Source organism: Bradyrhizobium hipponense, assembly GCF_008123965.1.
GTDB lineage: Bacteria > Pseudomonadota > Alphaproteobacteria > Rhizobiales > Xanthobacteraceae > Bradyrhizobium > Bradyrhizobium hipponense.
The window spans coordinates 213133-232346 of record NZ_VSTH01000078.1 but is presented as its reverse complement, the minus strand read 5'-3'; the positions used below and the strand labels follow the sequence as shown (position 1 = coordinate 232346).

General features: G+C 62.2%; 16 protein-coding genes and 1 pseudogene. 5 read left to right on the top strand and 12 right to left on the bottom strand.

The window, feature by feature from the left end; translation table 11 throughout:
* Nucleotides 1–39 precede the first annotated feature (39 nt).
* A complete protein-coding gene (locus tag FXV83_RS23490; protein WP_187436101.1) occupies nt 40–3144 on the bottom strand; it encodes a DEAD/DEAH box helicase in 3105 nt (1034 codons plus the stop codon).
* Between FXV83_RS23490 and FXV83_RS42950 the strand changes: the two genes are divergently transcribed.
* Nucleotides 3143–3436 carry a hypothetical protein gene (locus FXV83_RS42950; RefSeq protein WP_187436100.1) on the top strand — a complete coding sequence of 98 codons (294 nt, stop codon included), beginning with the start codon at nt 3143–3145 and terminating at the stop codon, nt 3434–3436. The genes FXV83_RS23490 and FXV83_RS42950 overlap by 2 nt on opposite strands.
* 77 nt (nt 3437–3513) lie before the next feature.
* Here FXV83_RS42950 and FXV83_RS44205 read toward each other — a convergent pair.
* Nucleotides 3514–3666: pseudogene (locus FXV83_RS44205) on the bottom strand (cysteine hydrolase); the annotation flags it as partial.
* 132 nt (nt 3667–3798) lie between these two features.
* Here FXV83_RS44205 and FXV83_RS23480 point away from each other — a divergent pair.
* Entirely contained in the window at nt 3799–4686 is an 888-nt protein-coding gene (locus FXV83_RS23480; RefSeq protein WP_148741731.1) for a VOC family protein, read from the top strand.
* A 243-nt stretch (nt 4687–4929) separates the two neighbouring features.
* Here the strand turns inward: FXV83_RS23480 and FXV83_RS23475 are convergent, their stop codons facing one another.
* Genes FXV83_RS23475 through FXV83_RS23455 form a run of 5 tightly spaced genes read right to left on the bottom strand, consistent with a single transcriptional unit; the run spans nt 4930 to nt 10249 of the window.
* A complete protein-coding gene (locus FXV83_RS23475; protein WP_148741730.1) occupies nt 4930–5940 on the bottom strand; it encodes an NAD(P)H-dependent flavin oxidoreductase in 1011 nt (336 codons plus the stop codon).
* A gap of 21 nt (nt 5941–5961) precedes the next feature.
* Nucleotides 5962–7149, bottom strand: a complete 1188-nt coding sequence (locus tag FXV83_RS23470; RefSeq protein WP_148741729.1) for an acetyl-CoA C-acyltransferase — start codon at nt 7147–7149, stop codon at nt 5962–5964.
* Nucleotides 7150–7163: 14 nt separating this feature from the next.
* Complete coding sequence (locus tag FXV83_RS23465; RefSeq protein ID WP_148741728.1) at nt 7164–8294, bottom strand: acyl-CoA dehydrogenase family protein; 1131 nt, start codon at nt 8292–8294, stop codon at nt 7164–7166.
* Between the two features lie 25 nt (nt 8295–8319).
* Nucleotides 8320–9501 carry an acyl-CoA dehydrogenase family protein gene (locus FXV83_RS23460; protein WP_148741727.1) on the bottom strand — a complete coding sequence of 394 codons (1182 nt, stop codon included), beginning with the start codon at nt 9499–9501 and terminating at the stop codon, nt 8320–8322.
* Between the two features lie 10 nt (nt 9502–9511).
* The gene (locus FXV83_RS23455) at nt 9512–10249 is read right to left on the bottom strand and encodes an SDR family oxidoreductase (protein WP_148741726.1); all 738 of its coding nucleotides are present in this window, start codon (nt 10247–10249) and stop codon (nt 9512–9514) included.
* A gap of 503 nt (nt 10250–10752) precedes the next feature.
* On the opposite strand from FXV83_RS23455, the gene FXV83_RS23450 reads away from it, so the two are divergent.
* Nucleotides 10753–11496 (top strand): SDR family NAD(P)-dependent oxidoreductase, encoded by a 744-nt coding sequence (locus FXV83_RS23450; RefSeq protein WP_148741725.1) that lies wholly within the window; start codon nt 10753–10755, stop codon nt 11494–11496.
* A 1-nt stretch (nt 11497) separates the two neighbouring features.
* A complete protein-coding gene (locus FXV83_RS23445) occupies nt 11498–12175 on the top strand; it encodes a glutathione S-transferase family protein (protein ID WP_148741724.1) in 678 nt (225 codons plus the stop codon).
* Between the two features lie 26 nt (nt 12176–12201).
* Here FXV83_RS23445 and FXV83_RS23440 read toward each other — a convergent pair whose 3' ends face one another.
* Nucleotides 12202–13401, bottom strand: a complete 1200-nt coding sequence (locus tag FXV83_RS23440) for a CaiB/BaiF CoA transferase family protein (protein WP_148741723.1) — start codon at nt 13399–13401, stop codon at nt 12202–12204.
* A gap of 99 nt (nt 13402–13500) precedes the next feature.
* Nucleotides 13501–14133, bottom strand: a complete 633-nt coding sequence (locus tag FXV83_RS23435) for a 2-hydroxychromene-2-carboxylate isomerase (RefSeq protein WP_148741722.1) — start codon at nt 14131–14133, stop codon at nt 13501–13503.
* A 238-nt stretch (nt 14134–14371) separates the two neighbouring features.
* On the opposite strand from FXV83_RS23435, the gene FXV83_RS23430 reads away from it, so the two are divergent.
* The gene (locus FXV83_RS23430) at nt 14372–14884 is read left to right on the top strand and encodes a winged helix-turn-helix transcriptional regulator (RefSeq protein ID WP_148741721.1); all 513 of its coding nucleotides are present in this window, start codon (nt 14372–14374) and stop codon (nt 14882–14884) included.
* 26 nt (nt 14885–14910) lie between these two features.
* On the opposite strand, the gene FXV83_RS23425 is transcribed toward FXV83_RS23430, so the two are convergent.
* From FXV83_RS23425 to FXV83_RS23415, 3 genes are all read right to left on the bottom strand, one after another.
* Nucleotides 14911–16713, bottom strand: coding sequence for an AMP-binding protein (locus FXV83_RS23425; protein WP_148741720.1), 1803 nt, complete (start codon nt 16711–16713; stop codon nt 14911–14913).
* A 56-nt stretch (nt 16714–16769) separates the two neighbouring features.
* Nucleotides 16770–17969 (bottom strand): ABC transporter substrate-binding protein, encoded by a 1200-nt coding sequence (locus tag FXV83_RS23420; RefSeq protein WP_148741719.1) that lies wholly within the window; start codon nt 17967–17969, stop codon nt 16770–16772.
* Between the two features lie 595 nt (nt 17970–18564).
* Nucleotides 18565–19185, bottom strand: coding sequence for a TetR/AcrR family transcriptional regulator (locus FXV83_RS23415; protein WP_347341079.1), 621 nt, complete (start codon nt 19183–19185; stop codon nt 18565–18567).
* Nucleotides 19186–19214: the final 29 nt, after the last annotated feature.

Here is a 19214-nt window from a genome sequence, read left to right as displayed (position 1 = left end):
ACGACGAATGTCGCCGTGCGCTCGGCTATCCTGCCGCCATCACGTGTCGTCGAGAAAGTCGAACAACTCTTCGACCCTGTCGAACGGGGCATCCCGCATGGGACTATGGTAGACGACACGATCGCCATCGCGTTGCAGCGATCGCCCCTTGGATTTCCGCAAACGTCCCGGCAGGAACGTCGCGGCCACCGCGCCCGCCCCGACGTCGAGGCGGACGATGCCTCTGCGCCTGCAATCAAGCCTGAGTCTTGCTGCAGCGAAGAAGTCGCGGGCCACCGGCGGCAACCGCCCGAAACGGCGGGAGGTTTCCTCCTCCAGATCGTCGAGATCGTCCTCGCTTCGGCACCTTGCGGCACGGGCGTAGAGTTCGAGCCGCACGGGCTCCGACTGCACATAGGTTTCCGGAAGCATGTCGGCGACCGGCAGATTGAGGTCCGGCACCCACATCTCGATTCGTCCATCGGCCTTTTCCGAGGCCATTTTCAGGAGGTGGCTGTAGAGCACGGGCCCGAAGACCTGGACGTGGCCGGATTGCGCTTCCGAAAACAGGTCCCCCGCACCTCGCAGATCCAGATCGCGCTCGCTGATGGCAAAGCCCGCGCCCGGCCGGCTGAACTCCTCGAGAACTGCAAGTCGTTTCTCGGACTGACCGGAAGCCGTCTCGGTTAAGAGATATGCGAAAGCGCGTATGCCGCTACGGCCCACCCGCCCGCGCAGCTGGTGAAGCTGGGCAAGTCCGAATTTTTCAGGCCAGCACACCACGATGGTGTTCGCACGCGGGATATCGAGACCGCTCTCCACGATGTTGGTCGCAAGCAGAACGTCGGCTCCGCCTTCGACGAAGCTCATCATCCGATCGTCGATCTCGTCGGCAGCCAATCTGCCATGGAGACAGACGATGCGAAGATCGGGCGCCACCGCCTGCACACGTGCCAGCAGGGGATCGAGATCCTGGATGCGTGGACAGATCAGGAAGCTCTGCCCGTGGCGCCTCTGCTCGCGCAGCAACGCCGAGGCGATGGCGGCATCCGATAACGGAGCGATCCTGGTTGCGACCGGAAGCCGGTGAACCGGGGGCGAGGCGATGATGCTCAAATCCCTGAAGCCGGCAAGACCGGCGGCGAGAGTCCGTGGGATCGGCGTCGCGCTCATCCAGAGCGCGTGGAGATTCTTGGCCAGTGCCGACAGCTTCGCTTTCTCGGCTGCGCCAAAATGCTGCTCCTCGTCGACGATGACGAGGCCGAGGTCGTTGAACTTGACGTCCTTCGAAGCGAGCGCCTGCGTTCCGACCACGATATTCATCCGGCCGCTGCGCAAGCCCTCTTTCGTCGCCCGCACTTCCGCACCTGACGCGGCCCGCGACAGGCTGCCCACCTCGATGCCGAACGGGGCAAAACGCTTGCTGAACGTTGCGACGTGCTGCCGTGCCAGCACGGTCGTCGGCACCGCAATCGCCACCTGCTTGCCCGACAGCACCACGGCGGCTGCCGCCCGCAGCGCCACCTCGGTCTTGCCGAATCCCACATCGCCGCAAACCACGCGGTCCATCGGGTGGCCGGACGCAAGATCATCCAGCACATCGCGGATGGCTGCCGCCTGGCCGCTCGTCGTGAAATAGGGAAAGCGCGCGACGAATTTCTCGTAGACCGGCCCCGGCGGAACCAGTTTCGCAGCGCGCCGCCGGCGGCGCTGGCTGATGTGCTTGGCGAGCACCTTGCCGGCGATCTGGATTTCCCGCTCGGCCTCGGTGCGGCGAGCCCACCACGTGCTGCCATCCGCCTTGTCGAGCGCCACCTTGCCGCGCTCGGCCGCATAGGGCCACATCAAGGCCAGATCAGGCGGCGGGACGAGAGCCGCGTTGTCGCCAGCGAACCCAAGCCTGACCATCTCGCGCAACGCGCCGCCGCCCGTGTTCACGGTCTGCAAGCCATCGAGCACGGCAAGGCCCCGCTGGAGATGAACCACCACCGTGCCCTGTTCCGGCACATCGGCATGATCGAACGCTGCGCTGCCGCTTCGGGCCATCGGCTGCGGATGATGCGCCCGGCTGCCGAGCACGTCGGCAGCCGTCACGACGACGAGGGCCTTCTTGCCGGCCACGACGAAGCCCGCATCGAAATCGGCCAGCAGCGCCGCTTCGCGATCGCGTCCGCTCGTCACCTCGTTCCAATCCGCCAGACGCTCCGCCCTGACGCCGCTCATCCGCTCCATCGCACGCAGATCCTCCTCCTGCGCTGCGACGAAGATCAGTCGCGAACCGGCTCGCCGCGTCTCTTCGACGAAGCCGCGAAGGGCTTTCCTGGAGGACGTCAGCTTCGAAAACTCTGGCGTGGGCTGGAACCGGGTAGCCTGCGGCAACACCTTCATGCCCCTGGTCGCCTGCTTCCATTCGCGCGGGCCCAAATATTCGCGCTCGCGGTCGGCGCGACCCGCCGCCTCCTCGATCGTGCTCAGCCAGCCATCGGCGTGCAACGGGACGCCTGCATCCGCGATCCATTTGGCACGTCCGCAATATTCGAACAGCGTCGCGCGCTTGCCGCGTTTGCCGGCGAAGCCGAGCCGCTCCGACATCGGATCGACCAGAAGCTCCCGGGTCTCGAAAATGATGTCATGCTGTTTCGGGTCGAACGCCACGATGCGGCGTATCGTGCGAGCCGAATGCTCTATCCGGAACGGGCCAAGCGCACCCGCGGGAAATATCTCGAATGTCTGGCCATGAAATAGGCCGCCGCCGGGATAATCCGGCTCCTCGTCCAGATCGTATCCAAGGCTTTCGAGACGCGCGCGAAGCTCCTGCCCGGAGAACGCGCCGCCGACCTTCAGGCTGATGTTGAGGCGCGACAGGCTCGCCGGCGGCGGCAGGCGCTCCATCACGGCTTCGGCCGTCGAGACCAGAAAGATCGGCCGCTTCGATTTCGCAAGGCGTCTCAGCACCGAGGCGCGGCGCCCTGCGATCTCGCGAGACGGCTCCAATTGATCGAACGGCAAGGTGTTCAATCGCGGAAACACCAGCACCTCGCAGGACGGGTCGAGCGCATGAATGACGCTGCCGAGCCGCTCCGCCCTGCTCTCGTTCTCTGCGAGGAACACGAGGCCGCTGCGGCCGGACTGCTTCCATTGGGCGAGCAGATGAAGCGCCATCATGCCAAGCGGCGACGACGACGAGATCGCAGCGCGTTGCACCGCTTTGCTCGTCTTTGGCGAACTCTTCTTCGGCAGACGCCTGTTTGGCGAACGCTTCTTTGGCAGGCTCTTGGTTCGCGAGCTGGTTCGCGAAGCTTTGGCGGGCCGAGCTTTTTGGGAATGCCGCACGTTAATCCGTTTCTGGTCGTCAACGATCGTCAATTGCACGCGAGCCGAACTCATCTCGATTCGGCAGCCGATCGCCATGCATATGGGATTTGCCGTGCGAACGCACGCGTTGCGTCAAGTCTAGCGCGAAGTGACGGTTGCAGGCAAACGCGAGAAATAGCGCGAGAAACGAGCAGCCAGTCGGCACAGACGTGACGTTCTCTACTCGCGCCAGAACGTCTCGAGTTCCTCTGCCCTCACCAGATCGACCTGGCCGTGGAAGCGGTTGCGGTACATGGTCATGAGCGCGTCGTGCCCGACGCCGGACGAACTGCAAAGCGCATCTTCGACGATGACGACCCGAAAGCCGAGGTTTCGTTCCTGCTGAACGGTGACCCGCGCGCCGGCAGCATGCCTCGACCGGCAGATGTGATCGCGCTACGGTTCAACTGCTCGACGTTCTGCTCTAGGATAACCTATCCATCATCCCACCCCAGAGCCGCATCCATGCCGCAACAATTCGATCGATCCAAAGAAGATCTCGGCAACGCGATTCATTTCGAGCACGTCAACATCCAGGTTCCGGATCAGCGCCTGGCATGCTTATTCTACGTCACGGGACTTGGGCTCACCCGCGATCCCTATCTGATGGTGTCCGATACCAACATGTGGATCAACGCCGGACGGAGCCAATTTCACTTGCCGAGCGGCAGGCCACAGGTGCTGCGCGGTCATATCGGGCTGGTCATCGAAGGCCGCGAGGCGCTGGTGACGCGGCTGGCATCGGTCGCAAGCAAGCTCGAGGGCACGGCGTTCGCATTCGCCGAGCACAATGGCTATGTCGAGGCGACCTGTCCGTGGGGCAACCGCCTGCGCTGCTATGAGCCGGACGCGGCGCGTTTCGGACGCATCGCGCTCGGCATCCCCTATGTCGAATTCGAGGTGCCCGTTGGGACCGCGCCTGCAATTTGCGCCTTCTATCTGGAGATCATGGGCATGCCGGCCGAATTGTGGAATGGCGATGGCACGGTTGCGGCAGTGAAGACGGGCCGCGACCAGCACCTCTTGTTCCGCGAGACCGATCGGCCCCAGCGCGACTATGACGGGCACCATGTGCAGATGTACATCACCGATTTCTCAGGTCCCTATCGCAGGCTAAAGGCGCGCAACCTGATCTCCCGCGAGGACAATCAATACCAGTACCGGTTTTGCGACATCGTCGATCTCGGCAGCGGCAAGCCGCTGTTCACGCTCGAGCACGAAGTGCGCAGTGCGACGCACCCGATGTTCATGCGGCCGATGGTCAATCGCAATCCTGCGCTCACCAACCGCAATTACGCATTCGGCCACGATCATGCATCATGGGCGATGGGGCCGGATCAGTATGAGGGATAGGGAATGGCGCGATTCACCTCTCCCCGACGGGGAGAGGTCGGATTGCGCCTGGCGATGCGAAGCATCGTTCAGTGCAATCCGGGCGAGGGGCCGCAGCGCTCAGTGCGCCTGTATCCCCTCACCCGGATCGCATCTTTCGATGCGATCCGACCTCTCCCTACGGGAGAGGTGACGAATGCCGCGCCCGCATCGCTTCAGCCAAAACTCATTCTGCTCTAAGACGCTCGCCCGCAACGGTCTTCGTCAGGCAACGGCGCGCGTGGCCACAGTCGAGACGGTACCGTTGAGGAATCCGGTCAAGCGCTGCCGGATGATCTGCTCGGCTTCGGTCATGATGCGGTCGATCAGCTCCTTCACCGTCGGGATATCGTTGATCAGCCCGACCACCATGCCGCAGCTCCAGGCGCCGGCGTCCATCTCGCCGTCGACCATCACCTTGGGGTAGACGCCCGCGACCTGCTCATGGATGTCCTCGATCTTGAGGCTCTCCCCCTTCTCGCGCTCGACTTCGAGCAGGTGATCGACGCCCTTGTTCTTCAGCACGCGCTCGGTGTTGCGCAGCGCCCGCATCACCAGCACCGTGTCGAGCTCGGTGGCTTTGACCAGGGCCTGCTTGACGTTGGCATGGACGGGAGCTTCCTTGGTTGCGATGAAGCGGGTACCCATGTTCATGCCGGCGGCGCCCATCGACAGTGCGGCAACGAGGCTGCGCGCATCCGCCATGCCCCCCGAGGCCACGAACGGAATCGTCAGTTCGTCCGCCGCGCGCGGCAGCAGGATCATGTTCGGAATGTCGTCCTCGCCGGGATGGCCGCCGCATTCGAAGCCGTCGACGCTGACGGCGTCGCAACCGATCCTCTCGGCTTTCAGCGAATGCCGCACCGAGGTGCATTTGTGGATCACCTTGATGCCGGCCGCCTTCAGCGCCGGCATGTACGCTTCCGGGCTGCGGCCGGCGGTCTCCACCGCCTTGACGCCGCCTTCCTTGATGGCGGCGATATATTCCGGATAGGGCGGCGCCGTGAAGCTCGGCAGGAAGGTCAGGTTCACACCGAACGGCTTATCAGTCATGTCGCGACAGCGCGCGATTTCCTTCGCCAGCAATTCCGGCGTCCGCTGGGTCAGGCCGGTGATGATGCCGAGACCGCCGGCGTTCGACACCGCCGCTGCCAGCTCGGCGAAGCCGACATAATGCATGCCGCCCTGGATGATCGGATGCTGGATGCCGAACAGTTCGGTAATTGCTGTCTTCACGTGCGCTTCTCCGCTTTCCGATCAGTTGACGATTTCGAACAGGCCGGCCGCGCCCATGCCGCCGCCGATGCACATGGTCACCACGCCGTACTTCGCCTTGCGCCGCCGCCCCTCGATCAGGATGTGCCCCGCAAGCCGGCTGCCCGTCATCCCATAGGGATGGCCGATCGCGATCGAGCCGCCATTGACGTTCAGTCTGTCCGGATCAATGCCGAGCTTTTCGCGGCAGTAGATCACCTGGACCGCATAGGCTTCGTTCAGCTCCCAGAGATCGATGTCATCGATCTTCAGGCCGTGCCGCTTGAGAAGGCGCGGGATCGCCGCGACCGGACCGATACCCATTTCGTCCGGCTCGACACCGGCGGCGACGAACCCGCGGAAGATGCCGAGCGGCTTCAGGCCTTTCTTGGCGGCGATCTTGTCGCTCATGATCACGCAGGCCGATGCGCCGTCGGAGAGCTGGCTGGCATTGCCCGCCGTGATGGTCTTGCCTTCGAACACTGGCTTGATCTTCGCGAGTGCTTCCGCTGTGGTCTCGGGGCGCGGGCCCTCATCCTTCGACAGCGTTACCTGCTGATAGGTGACCTCTTTGGTGTCCTTATTGACGACGGCCATCCTGGTCGTGATCGGCACGATCTCGTCATTGAAACGGCCGGCCTGCACCGCGGCACCGATGCGGCGCTGACATTCGAGGCTGTATTCGTCCTGCCGGTCGCGGCCGATCTTGTAGCGCTCGGCGACGATCTCGGCGGTGTCGAGCATCGACATGTACATCTCCGGCTTCATCGCCATCAGCTCGTCGTCGACCGCATGGAATCTGTTCATGTGCTCGTTCTGCACCAGGCTAATCGATTCGATACCGCCTCCGATTGCGACCTCGACGCCATCCAGCATGATCGAGCGTGCCGCGACCGCTATGGCCTGCAGGCCGGAGGCGCACTGCCGATCGATCGTGGTGCCGGCGACGGTGACCGGCAGGCCGGCACGAATCGCTCCCTTGCGTGCGACGTTCATCACCATGGTGCCTTGTTGCATCGCGCAACCCATCACCACGTCCTCGATCTCGCCGGGCTCGATGCCCGCGCGCCTGACCGCTTCGGCCATCACATGGCCGGCCATGGTCGGCCCCTCGGTGTTGTTCAGCGCACCGCGATAGGCCTTGCCGACGCCGGTGCGGGCGGTGGAAACGATAACTGCCTCTGTCGTCATGCTTGCCTCTTTTGTTACGCAGCCGCGTCGAGCTGCACATAACGCAGCAAGTGGTGAGCGGGATCGCCGAACTGGATGTTGATGGAGGAGATTCGCTTGAAGTAATGGCCGACGTTCAATTCGTCGGTCATGCCCATGCCGCCATGCAGCTGCACGGCCTGGTCGGCGATGAACTTGCCGGCATAGCCGACCTTCGACTTGGCGCCGGAGGCGAGGCGCGAGATGCCGCTCTCACCGACGCCGAGGCTGAGATTGAGATGCTGCATCAAGGAGAGCGCCTCCTGATGGGCGATGAACATGTCGACCATCCGGTGCTGCAGCACCTGGAAGCTGCCGATGGTGACGCCGAACTGCTTTCGCGCCTTGGAGTATTCCAGCGTCGCGGAGTTCAGTTCGGCCATCGCACCGACCGCCTCGGCGCAGAGCGCGCCGATGGCCCGATCCCGGCACGCTTCCAGCAGGGCGACGCCCGCGCCCTCGCTGCCGAGCAACTCGCCGCGAACGTCGCGGAAGGTGATTTCCGCAGCGCGGCGGCCGTCGATGGTCTTGAAGCTCCGCAGATCGAGATTGGCCACCCGGGCATCAACGACGAACAGGCTGACGCCGGCGCGATCGTCGCGCTTGCCTTTAGTCCGGGCAGAGACGATGAGATAGTCCGCCCAAGGCGCGGCGATGACGGCGGTCTTCTCACCCCTGAGCATGTAGTCGTCGCCCTCGCGCCGTGCCGCGGTCGCGACATTGGCGAGATCGAAGCGCGAGCCTTTCTCGGTCCAGGCCAGCGCCCAGATCTTCTGTCCGGCGATAATACTGGGAATGAAGGCCTGCTTTTGCTCTTCAGTCCCTGCATGCTCGATCAAGCCGCCTGCCAGCACGACCGTCTCGACATACGGCTCCACGACAAGGTGACGGCCGAACTCCTGGGCAACGATCATGGTGGAGAGCGGGCCGCCGCCGAGTCCGCCGCTCTCCTCGGAGAACGGTGCGGCAAGGAGGCCGAGCTCCGCAAAGGCGCCCCACTGCCTGCGGCTCCAGCCGTCTTCGCTGGCGACGATCTTGCGGCGCGCCTCGAAACTGTACTGGTCGCGTAGCATGCGCTGTACACTGGAGCGCAACAGTTCCTGCTCTTCCGTGAACTGGATATCCATCCGATCCTCTTGTTGCGCTGTGTTGCTAGAGACCGAGCACCGCTTTGGCGATGATGTTGCGCTGGATCTCGTTCGATCCGCCGTAGATGCTGAGCTTGCGCGCGTTCAGGTACTTTTCCGACGCGGTGTGGCCGTAATCGGGACCCGGCATGAACTGGTTCGCGCTCAACGGATGCTCGCGAAGCGCCAGCCCGTAATTGCCGATTGCACGATGTGTCAGCTCAGTGATTCCCTGAAAGATCTCGGTGCCGCGGATCTTGAACAGCGAGGCCGCAGGACCCGGATCGATGCCGCGTGCCATCTGGGCAATGACGCGCAGCTCGGTGGCCTCGAGCGCGAGCACATCGAGCTCGATCCGGCCGATCTCCTTGCGAAATTCGAAATGCGCTGGATCATCCGCAGGGATCTCCGCCTTCACGATCTTCTTCAACCGATCGAGATATCGCGTCGAGCGGCCGATCCCGGCCATGCTGGTGCGCTCGTTGCCCAGCAGGAATTTTGCGTAGGTCCAGCCTTTGTTTTCCTCGCCGATCAGGTTCTCGACGGGGACGCGGACGTCCTCGAGGAAGACGTCGTTGACCTCGTGCGATCCGTCGATCGTGATGATCGGACGCACGGTGACGCCAGGCGATTTCATGTCGATCAGGAGGAACGAGATGCCGGCCTGAGGCTTGGCGCTCGGATCTGTGCGCACCAGGCAGAAGATCCAGTCGGCGTGCTGCGCCAACGTCGTCCATGTCTTGTGGCCATTGACGATGTAGTGATCGCCATCACGCACGGCCTTGGTTCGGACAGTCGCGAGGTCCGAGCCCGAGCCCGGCTCGGAATAGCCTTGGCACCACCAATCTTCACCCGAAAGAATCCGCGGCAAGAACTTCTGTTTTTGCGCGTCGTTGCCGAAGGTGTAGATGACGGGACCAACCATGGTGACGCTGAACGCCAACGGCGGCAGCGTCCCGGCCCGGCTGGTTTCCTGCTCGAAGATGAAGCGTCGGGTAATCGACCAGCCGGGGCCGCCATATTCCTTGGGCCAGAGCGGCGCGATCCAGCCCTTGTTGTAAAGAATGCGGTGCCAGAGCAACGATTGCTCTTTGGTCAGGTCGGTCTCCGGATTGGGGACCCGCATTTCCTTCGGATAGTTTTCGGCAATGAAAGCGCGCACCTCATCACGGAAGGCCGCGTCCTCGGGAGACAATGCGAGTTCCATCGGGCGCGTCCTACCACTTCTCACCGAAGGGGCGGATTTCCATCTCGAAGGTCCAGGCGCTCTTCGGCTGCTGATAGAGCTGCCAATAGGACGCCGCGACCGAGGCGGGCGGCATCAGCAGATCCGGATCGTCGAGCGCATTGGGCCCGAGCGCTTCCAAGCGCCGCTGGCGGACCCACTCGGTGTCGACACCCGAATCGATAATGAGGTGGGCGACATGGATATTCTTCGGGCCTAACTCGCGGGCCATCGCCTGCGCCACAGCACGCAGCCCGAATTTGGCGCTGGCAAAGGCGGCATAGCCGCTGCCGCCGCGTAAGGACGCGGTCGCACCTGTGAAGAAGATGTTGCCCTGGCCGCGCGGCAGCATCAGCCGGGCCGCCTCGCGGCCGGCGAGGAAGCCGGAATAACAGGCCATCTCCCAGACTTTGCGGAACACGCGCTCGGTCGTGTCGAGAATCGGGAAGTTGACGTTGGCACCGATGTTGAAGATGCAAACATCCAAAGGCGCGTGCTTGTCGGCGTCGTTCAGGAAGGAGATGATCTCCTCCTCCTTGCGGGCGTCGAGCGAGCGTGCCTGGATCTCGCCGCCGGCGGCCTCGATCTCCTTGACCAGCGGCGCCAGCTTGTCGCCGTTGCGGCGGCCGGCGAAGACGGTAAAGCCCTCGGAGGCAAACTTCTTGGCGATCTCGCCGCCGATGAAATCGCCCGCGCCGATCACGGCGACGGTTGCATTTCTTTTTTTCAAGGGTCTTCTCCCGGTTAGGTTAGGCTCGCTGTTTGCGAAGCTGTTCTGTCGGCGCTGGAACGCGGACCGCAATTGTCACGGCCTATGACGACGTGCACATCCGCTCTCATCTCGCCAGCGCGCTGCCGGAGGTTACCATGGCCAGAGGCGCGGCCCTCGACCGGCGTGGTTCGACCCAGGGCTTTGGTAGGCTGGCGACGAATTGATTGATGGATGCGGCTCAGCAAGTCGAAAACAGTTTCATCGAAACCGAGCGCTTGCGACAGCTTCGCCACGACCAATCGCCTCCCACCTGCAGAACATCGGCGCTTTTCAAAACTGCGCCTCGCAGCGAAACATGCGTTCTTTTTTAGAACTCGTCAATCGCTATTTTGCTGTCAGGGGCGGATCGGAAAATGGCAACTTCGCTGCCATATTCAGGGACTCTCCAAAACTCAGTTTACAACCCGTCTTTCAGCCGATACCGATAGCGTATCAAATAAGAACTTATGGGAGAGACGAGCATGGGAGAAAGTCGCGGGGTCGCGATGCTGGTCGGCGCGGGCGATGCCATCGGTGCTGCCGTTGCACGCCGGTTTGCCAGCGGCGGCTACACTGTTTGCATCTGCAGACGCGATCCAGCCAAATCCCAGGCGCTTGTGGATGAGCTCAGGGCGAAAGGCCAAAGCATCCACGCTTTCAGCGTCGACGCCCGCCAGGAAGCGGAGGTCCAGAAGTTGTTCGCGGACGTCGAACGCGAGATCGGGCCGATCGAGATCTGCCTGTTCAATGCCGGATCGAACGTCAACAAGCCGCTGCTGGAGACCACGGAGAAGCTGTTCTTCAAGGCCTGGGAGCTGGCGTGCTACGCCGGATTCCTGGTCGGACGCGAAGCTGCGCGCGTCATGCTGCCGCGCGGGCGGGGCACCATCTTCTTTACCGGTGCAACCGCAAGCATCCGCGGCAGCAAGGGCTTTGCCGCGTTCTCATCGGCAAAATTCGGCCTTCGCGCGCTGGCCCAGGCCATGGCGCGCGAGCTCGGGCCCGAGAATATTCATGTCGTCCACCTCATCATCGATGCCGGCGTCGATAGCGAAGCCATTCATCAGCGCATGAAGGCGGCCAAGGGGATCGAGGCAAGCGAGATCCCTCCCGACAGCCTGACCAAGACCTCCTCGATTGCCGAAGCGTATTGGTTTGCCCATCAGCAAAGCCGCGACGGCTGGACCCATGAACTCGATCTTCGCCCGGCTGCAGAGAAATGGTGACATGAGCGACAATCCAGACCTCACCCTGTGGGGCGTCGGGACAAGCCGCACCGTTCGACCGCACTGGGCGATGCACGAGCTGGGCCTGGCTTACAAGGTCAAACCGATCGGCCCGCGGACCGGTGAGACCAAGACCCCCGAATATACCAGGCTCAATCCGCGCCAGAAGATTCCGCTGCTGCAGGACGGTGACTTCCGCATCGGCGAGAGCGCCGCGATCGTCGCATATTTGTCGCGCATGTATTCCACGCCGGAGCGTGCATTGATTCCGGAATCAACCCGCGACTATGCCGCGTGGCTGGAATGGTGCTTCTTTATCGTCACCGAGCTCGACTCTACCAGCCTGTACGTGATGCGCCGCCACAGCGCCGATGCGCTCGGCCCGATCTACGGCGTCGCGCCGGAGGTCGTAGCTCAAGCCGCGGAATATTTTCGGGCGCAGTTGCGCCATGTCGAGGTCGCGCTCGCCGACGGCCGACAGTTCCTGATGGGCGACCGCTTCAGCAGCGCCGATATCCTGCTGACGACGTGCCTCGACTGGGCGGTCGCATATGGTGTCGGCATTTGCAACAATGCGCAGCCCTATCTCGAGCGTATGCGAAGTCGGGAGGCTTACCTGCGCGCGGCTGCGGCGAATGCTCCGCTAGCGTCGATTACACCGATGCCTGGCAAGGCCTGAGAGCCGATCGCCCGAAGCGCTTCGGCCTACCCGGCCACGCGCAACGTGCGCGCGGCGACCATGTCGTCGATCGCGTCATCGCCGTAACCCAGCTCGCGCAGCACCTCGCGCGAGTGCTCGCCGACGCGAGGGGCCGGTCCGCCGATCGCGGCCTGGTTGACTTCGAAGCGGGCTGCGGGCTTCGGCTGCCGCACCCGGCCGACCTTCGGCTGATCGAATTCCGCGATGATCCCGCGCGCCACCACCTGTTCATTGTGGATGATCTCGCCGCGCCGCAGAATGGGCGCGCAAGGGACATCCGCGGCGTCCAGACGCTCCAGCCATTCGGCGGTGGTGTGCTGGCCGATATACTCCGCCATCTTGTTGATGCGCGCCGTGGCGTTGACGGAGCGCGCCGACGGGGTCGCAAACCGGGGATCGTTGGCGAGTTCGGGATCGCCGGACGCGCGGCAGAAGCCCTGCCATTCGGAATCGGAGATGGTGCCGGCCGTGATGTAGCCGTCGCTGGTCTTGAACACGAGATCCGGCCGGTCGTTGGGATCGGCGGCGGCGGCCTCGGCTCCGACCACGGTGTACTGCATCATGCCTTCCGGCCAGAGGTAGGAAATCATGGCATCCAGCATCGCGACCTGGATGTGATCCCCCTTCCCGGTTTTCTCGCGCGCATAGAGCGCGGCCGCCACCGCCTGCGCCGTGAACACCGCGGTGGTCTTGTCGCATACGATGGTGCGGATCATCTGCGGGCGATTGGTGACCGGCTGCGACTGGATATCTGCAAAGCCCGACAGGCCCTGAATGATCGGATCGTAGACGCGCTTCTTCACATAGGGTCCGGTCTCGCCGACGCCGCTGATCGAGACGTAGATCAGGCGCGGGTGACGCTGGCGCAGCTCTTCGACGCCGAGGCCGAGGCGCTCCATGGTGCCGGGCCGGAAGTTCTGCACCAGGACATCGGCCTGCGCGACCAGTTTGGCCAGCACCTCGCGCCCGGCTGGGCTCTTGACGTCGATCGAGAGCGAACGCTTGCCGCGGTTTGAAGAGATGAACAGCGCGGAGAACTCGCCATCCTTGTCGATGGTGGCGCGGCTGCGACGGGTGATATCGCCGCCGATCGGCTCGATCTTGAGCACGTCGGCGCCCTGATCAGCGAGAAACATGGTCGCAAACGGGCCCGACACCACGCCGGTCAGATCGAGGACACGAACGCCGCTCAGCGGACCAGCCATTTCACTCTCCCTGGATCTTTTTTTCTGCCAACGGGCCGAGGGTCACTTTAGCTTCCCGCAGGTGCCCTCGTCACGATAGCCCCGGTCCGCAAACGGTAACTAGCCGGCTTTGGAAACCGGCTGCCGGGATTGTTCGACGATCGATTCCTCGACGTCCCGGAGTTGATCCTTGCCGAAGAACATCTCCTTGCCAACGAAGAACGTCGGTGAACCGAAAGCACCGCGGGCGACCGCGTCATTGGTCAAGTCGATCAGCTTCTTCTTGACGTCGTCCTGCTGCGCGCGCGCGACCAGCCTGTCGATGTCGATCCCCGAGGAAGCAAATGCGCTCCGGAACACCTCGGGATCGTCCATCTTCTTGGGCTCTTCCCACATGTGATGATAGGCGGCGCGGAAATAGGGTTCGAACACGCCTTCGAACTGGGCCGCGACGGCGCCGCGCATCAGCATCAAGGTGTTGACTGGGAAGAAGGAATTCTGGCGAAATTTCGTGATGTTGTGGCGCCGGATGAACCGCTGGGTCTCGAGCGCCTGGTATTCCGGCTTGTTCTTGATCCCGCGGAGCGAGTCGAACGGCGACATGTTGCCGGTCGCCTTGTAGATCCCGCCAAGCAGGACCGGGACGTACTCGAACTTCGCGCCGGTCCGCTGCTCGATGCCGGGAATGGCGACTTCCGCCAGATAGGCGTTCGGGCTGCCGAAATCGAACTGGAATTCAACCTTGGGGGTCATGACCGCTTTCTCCCGCAGAGCGCATTGGATGGTCAAAGACCGGCGATCCAATCGCAAGCCTTGCCTGAGCTCATCTCTATAGTTCTAAAATCGAACTGTCAAATTTGGCCGGATTTGCGCTGGTTTGGCCTAGTGACCGGGGTATTGTTTGGAATTCAGTACCTATCTAGAATGCAAGAAATGGAACGGCCTCAGCGACGATTCGAGGCGGCCATGCCGCGACGACTGGAGAGTACGGATGAAGTGGAAGGAACTCGAGGAAGAGCCGTGTTCGATGGCCCGGACCATTGGCGTGATCGGCGACCGCTGGACGCTTCTGATCCTGCGCGAATGCTTTCTGCGCACGCGGCGCTTCGAAGGATTTCAGTCGGCGCTCGGAATTACACGCCATCTGCTTGCTGAACGGCTGAAGAAGCTGGTTCGGCTGGGCATCCTGCGCCGCATTCCCTACCAGGAAGCGCCCAAACGGCACGAATATATCCTGACCCAGAAGGGCCTCGATCTTTATCCGATCATGATGGCGCTGGTGCATTGGGGCGACACTCACATGGTCGACGAGCGCGGCCGGCCGTTGCTGCACCAGCACCGCAAGTGCGGAAAGGACTTCGACCCGGTCATGGTGTGCTCTGAATGCGGCGAGCCGCTTCTGGCCAAGGAGGTTCATACCCATCCGGGCCCCGGCGCCCAAAGCCCGCTGACGATAGCGGCACCTGACAAGCCGAAGGCGAAGGCGCGGCGCAGCGCCGCTTGAGCCGGCCACGATCACCAAACGCGTCCTCAGACTCGAATCACAGCTGCGTCGGGTTCCTCGCAGTGGAGACGCTCCGCTTGTTCGGCCCGGTGTTTGAGCACGGCGCGTTGATTAACATAGGCCTTGTCGGTGATTTCTCCTGCGGCCAATGAAGGCGGATCCTTCAGCAGAGTGAACGAGCAGATTTTTTCGCTGCTTCCAACGGCCTCATTGTATTCCTGCAAGCGAAGTCTCAGGAATTCGATGACCCGGGGATCGCAGGTCAAATCCGCGGCCGGAGCGTTCGCAATCCGCGCCGCCTCGGTCGGATTCAGCCAGCACAGCAGCGCGCAGGCTTCACGGTTTTCTCCCGCAACGACGATGTCCAGCAAGACGCCGCGCGTTGCGGCCAGGATGGCGGCGCGCATAGTCCCGATCGCAACCCAGGTGCCGTTCGCGAGCTTGAAGTTCTCGGAAATTCTGCCCGTGAAACGCAGACCGAGCTCCGGCTTCTCGGGATCGAGGAACGACACGGTATCGCCGATGCGATAGAATCCCTCCTCGTCGAAGGCCTTCGCCGTCAAATCGGCGCTTCCGAGATAACCGGGGGTGACGTTGGGACCCTTGACCCTGGCCTCGTATGTATCGGAAACCGGGATCAGTTTCAGCTGCACGCCCGGCGCGGGAAGACCAATCTCGCCCGGCTGATCCGTTGCCCAGTGGGTCGTGCTGATTGTCGGCGCAGTTTCGGTCGTCCCATAGCCCGACATCACCGGAATCCGCCGGCCCGTGATCGAAGAGGTCAGCCGATAGAGTTTTTCAAGCGTGCCTTGCGAAATTGCGGCCCCCGCGTAGCTCAATCTATCCAGCCGCTTGAAGATGCTCGCGCCGAGGGCGAGATCGTTCTCGATGGCATCACACAACAGGTTATAGCCAGCGGGAACGTTGAACATCGCCGTCGGCGAGATCTCCTTGAGGTTCGCAACCGATTTGTGAAAGAGCTGAGGCAGCGGCCGGCCATCATCAATGTAGAGCGTTCCGCCGTTCTTGAGGATGCCGTGGAGAATGACGTTGCTGCCCATCGTATGGTGCCACGGCAGCCACTCGACCTGGACCGGCGCCTCCGGTGGCGACACGAGCAGGCTTCCCATTTGCAGGGAGCTCGCCATCATGCGGTGCGTGTTCAACACGCCCTTTGGCAGACCGGTCGAACCGGACGTGAAGAGAATTTTGGCAACGGCGTCGCTGGGTACCGGACCCGCAGCACGCGCGAACCCATCGCACGCCGTTCGGTCCGTCAGAACGCGGTAGGGCGTCGTCTCCGGCGCGCCATCGACGCTGATCCAGGCCGCGTCTGCCAATTCGGGAATGGCGCGGGCTGCGGAAAAGTCGCGTCCGCTCTGGACGAAAACGAAGTTCGGCCGCAGCACCCGCGCGATGTCCTTGAGACGCGCAAGGCCGCCGGGCATCAGCGTGTAGTTCGGCGATATCGGCGCCAGAATGACGCCTATCGACATCGCCGCAAAGGAGATCACCGCGTTCTCGATGGCGTTCCCAGAAAGCACCGCTAGCCTGTCGGCCGGCTTTGCGCCCATGTCGATCAGGCTTTGGCCGACCGCCTGGATCTGCGACCATGCCTGGCGATAGCTGATCTCGTCCCATCCCCCTTTGGCATTGCGCTGCGCGAGGAATATCCGCTCTGGAGCCGCGTTTGCCCAGCGCGGCAGAAAGTCGGTGATGCGCCAGTCGCATGGCCCCAATTCAAGCGGCGACCTCAATATGAGCGTGCCGTCGGTCCGGCGCTCGATGGAGAGTTCCCTCGGCGCAAACGTCAGTGGCTTCGTCGACATCGAAAACGATCTCCTGAATTGCCGCGGGTGGATAGAGCGAGCGAGCTGCGCCAGAGTCACTCGGACCTGGCGTCCAGGACTTCTCCGAAGGCTTGCCACGTCGTGCCGGTCCAGCGCTGCAGCCGCATCTGCGTCCAGATCATGTTCTCGGTGTCGCTGGTGTTGACCTTGATCCCAGGCAGTGCAGTCGGAACGACGACATTTTTCAGGTTCTTCGCCTGCGCCAGAATATTCTTCCGCGACAGATCATCACCGCATTGCTTGAGAATCTGCTCGAGCAGGACGCCTTGCTGATAGCCGGTTAGATAGCTGCCGTTGGTGATGTCGGCGCCCGGCAGATACTTGTCGAAAAATGCCCGGTAGGCCTGCATGCCCGGATCGTCTTTCCAGGTGTCATCCAGGATGTCCTTGTTGATCGTCCCGACCATCACGCCGATGGATTTGTCCAGACCAGCCGGTGCAAGCGTGCCTCCGACCGATCCGGACGGGAAATTGATGATCACGGTCGCCTTCCAGCCGATCACCGAGGCTTGCCGGATGGCCTGAGCCGCAAACTTCGGCGTCCCTGCGATCACCAGGGCCTCGGCACCCGAGCTCTTCAGATTGGTGATCTGTGAATCAATCGTCGGTTCAGTGACCTCATAGGACGCGCTGACGACCTTGCGGTCGAAATCCTTGCCGAGAAACGCCTTGAAAGCACCGAGGTAATCTTTGCCGAGATCGTCGTTCTGATAGAGGATGGCATATTTGGCGTTCGGCAGCGTCTTCGTCAGATATTTGGCGTAGATCTTTCCTTCGGTATCGTAGCTGACAAGACCCGTGGTGATCAGCGGGTAGTTGGCGACGTCCGTGAACTTGGACGATCCACTGACGATGGCGACACTCGGTACCCCCTTGGCCTTCAGGTATTTTGCAGTGGCCGAGATGCCGGGGGTGCCGAGCTGGCCGAACATGAACGACACTTCGTCGCTTTCAACGAGCTTGCGGACGTGCTCCACCGCCTTGGGAGGACTATATCCGTCGTCATAGGCGATGTAGTTGATCTTGCGTCCGTTGACGCCGCCGCGGTCATTCAAGGCCTGAATGTAAGCCATGAGCCCCTTGCCCACGAGACCGATCGATGACGCCGGTCCGCTGAAGGGAAAAACCCCGCCGATCTTGATCTCGGTGGCAGAGATTCCCGGCTCGTCGGCGGCGAATGCGGGGCCGCTCAAAAATAGAGTCAGGGCCGCTACGATCTTCCATCTCACCAACATTGCTCGTCCTCCCAAACGTGCACCCTTTTCGGGTACGTGGCTTTGTTTTGTTGCGCCGGTGGCTGCTCGTCGCGCGTCATTGCGAAGACGCATCGCGCTGAACGGGTCCAGCCGTAATCCGGCACGTCGCGGCCGTTGCGTTCGGCCATATTCTTCGCGCAGCCTACAGTTCTTTTTTTGAACTCGTCAAGCGATTAGATGGACATGCGCCGGGCGGTGAACGACAGGCCTACTCTCGTGCACGGCAAGTCAGTCCCGAGATTTGTGCGAAAAACGCCGATGTTTGAGCCACTCTGGCGCGGGCCCGCAGACGAGGTTGTAAGCTGTGAAAGGCGCTTCAATTAATTCTATTTTAGAACCAATAGCTGCTCATTAGTGAGCGCCTGCCATGAAGTAGTTGAGAGATTATTGGACGCCGAGGTTTTCTGGTCTGGAGGTTCGGTCGTCACGCAGTCCCGGATCGGTTGTGGGCGACGGATAATTTATGGGATCTCCTTTCGTCCATGGGAAGAGTGCGGCGTTCATCGTCGCGATCGCGCGTACGGGGTCACCATGTCGGCCCATTCGAGACGTTTGAGGAGCCATGTGATCGTGGCTATGTCCATGCCGGCTCAGACTTGCCGAGCGCCTTCAGGATGAAACGTATCTGGTTGCACAGGCCTGCTTCGGTATCTTCCCCGTTTCGAACGCAGTGCTCGATCAGAACCGGATGGAAGAACGGCATGAACGCTGACTTGACCGCTCGCGCGGCTTCCGCCGCATCTTCGATCACGAACTCGCCGGCTTCGATGCCCTCCCGTATGATTGCCTCGAAGATCGTCGCCATCCGCTGCGTGTGCGCGTTGATGATCGGCCAGTTTTCTTGCGTGGCTGCGACCATCAGGTCGTGCATGTGCTTTTCCCCGATCAGGGTCATCTTGTTGTGGTGGTGAACGGCAGTCAGGAGCTGGCCGAGTTTTTCCATGGCCGGCGCATTCGCGCGCGCGATCGCAAAAGCGAAATCCGCAACTTCGTCCACCATCCGCGCGCAGATGGACTCGTTGATCGCATCCCTGGAGGGAAAGAAGCGGTAGATATTCGTCGGGCTCATGCCGAGTTCGGAAGCTATGTCGGCCACAGATGTCTTATGATACCCGACACGGCGAAAGCGCTTCTCTGCGACCTCGAGAATGCGCGTCCGCGTCTCGTCTGCATCTGTTCCCGTTCGGCACTTCACGGATATCTCCAGAACTGAAACGGGTCGGC

Coding starts and splice junctions, on each gene's coding strand:
- FXV83_RS23435 (WP_148741722.1), bottom strand. CDS start 14,133: ATGACCCCCAAGGTTGAATTCCAGTTCGATTTCGGCAGCCCGAACGCC.
- FXV83_RS23420 (WP_148741719.1), bottom strand. CDS start 17,969: ATGTTGGTGAGATGGAAGATCGTAGCGGCCCTGACTCTATTTTTGAGC.
- FXV83_RS23465 (WP_148741728.1), bottom strand. CDS start 8,294: ATGGATATCCAGTTCACGGAAGAGCAGGAACTGTTGCGCTCCAGTGTA.
- FXV83_RS23445 (WP_148741724.1), top strand. CDS start 11,498: ATGAGCGACAATCCAGACCTCACCCTGTGGGGCGTCGGGACAAGCCGC.
- FXV83_RS23480 (WP_148741731.1), top strand. CDS start 3,799: ATGCCGCAACAATTCGATCGATCCAAAGAAGATCTCGGCAACGCGATT.
- FXV83_RS23470 (WP_148741729.1), bottom strand. CDS start 7,149: ATGACGACAGAGGCAGTTATCGTTTCCACCGCCCGCACCGGCGTCGGC.
- FXV83_RS23430 (WP_148741721.1), top strand. CDS start 14,372: ATGAAGTGGAAGGAACTCGAGGAAGAGCCGTGTTCGATGGCCCGGACC.
- FXV83_RS23450 (WP_148741725.1), top strand. CDS start 10,753: ATGGGAGAAAGTCGCGGGGTCGCGATGCTGGTCGGCGCGGGCGATGCC.
- FXV83_RS23490 (WP_187436101.1), bottom strand. CDS start 3,144: ATGATGGCGCTTCATCTGCTCGCCCAATGGAAGCAGTCCGGCCGCAGC.
- FXV83_RS42950 (WP_187436100.1), top strand. CDS start 3,143: ATGCCAAGCGGCGACGACGACGAGATCGCAGCGCGTTGCACCGCTTTG.
- FXV83_RS23425 (WP_148741720.1), bottom strand. CDS start 16,713: ATGTCGACGAAGCCACTGACGTTTGCGCCGAGGGAACTCTCCATCGAG.
- FXV83_RS23460 (WP_148741727.1), bottom strand. CDS start 9,501: ATGGAACTCGCATTGTCTCCCGAGGACGCGGCCTTCCGTGATGAGGTG.
- FXV83_RS23440 (WP_148741723.1), bottom strand. CDS start 13,401: ATGGCTGGTCCGCTGAGCGGCGTTCGTGTCCTCGATCTGACCGGCGTG.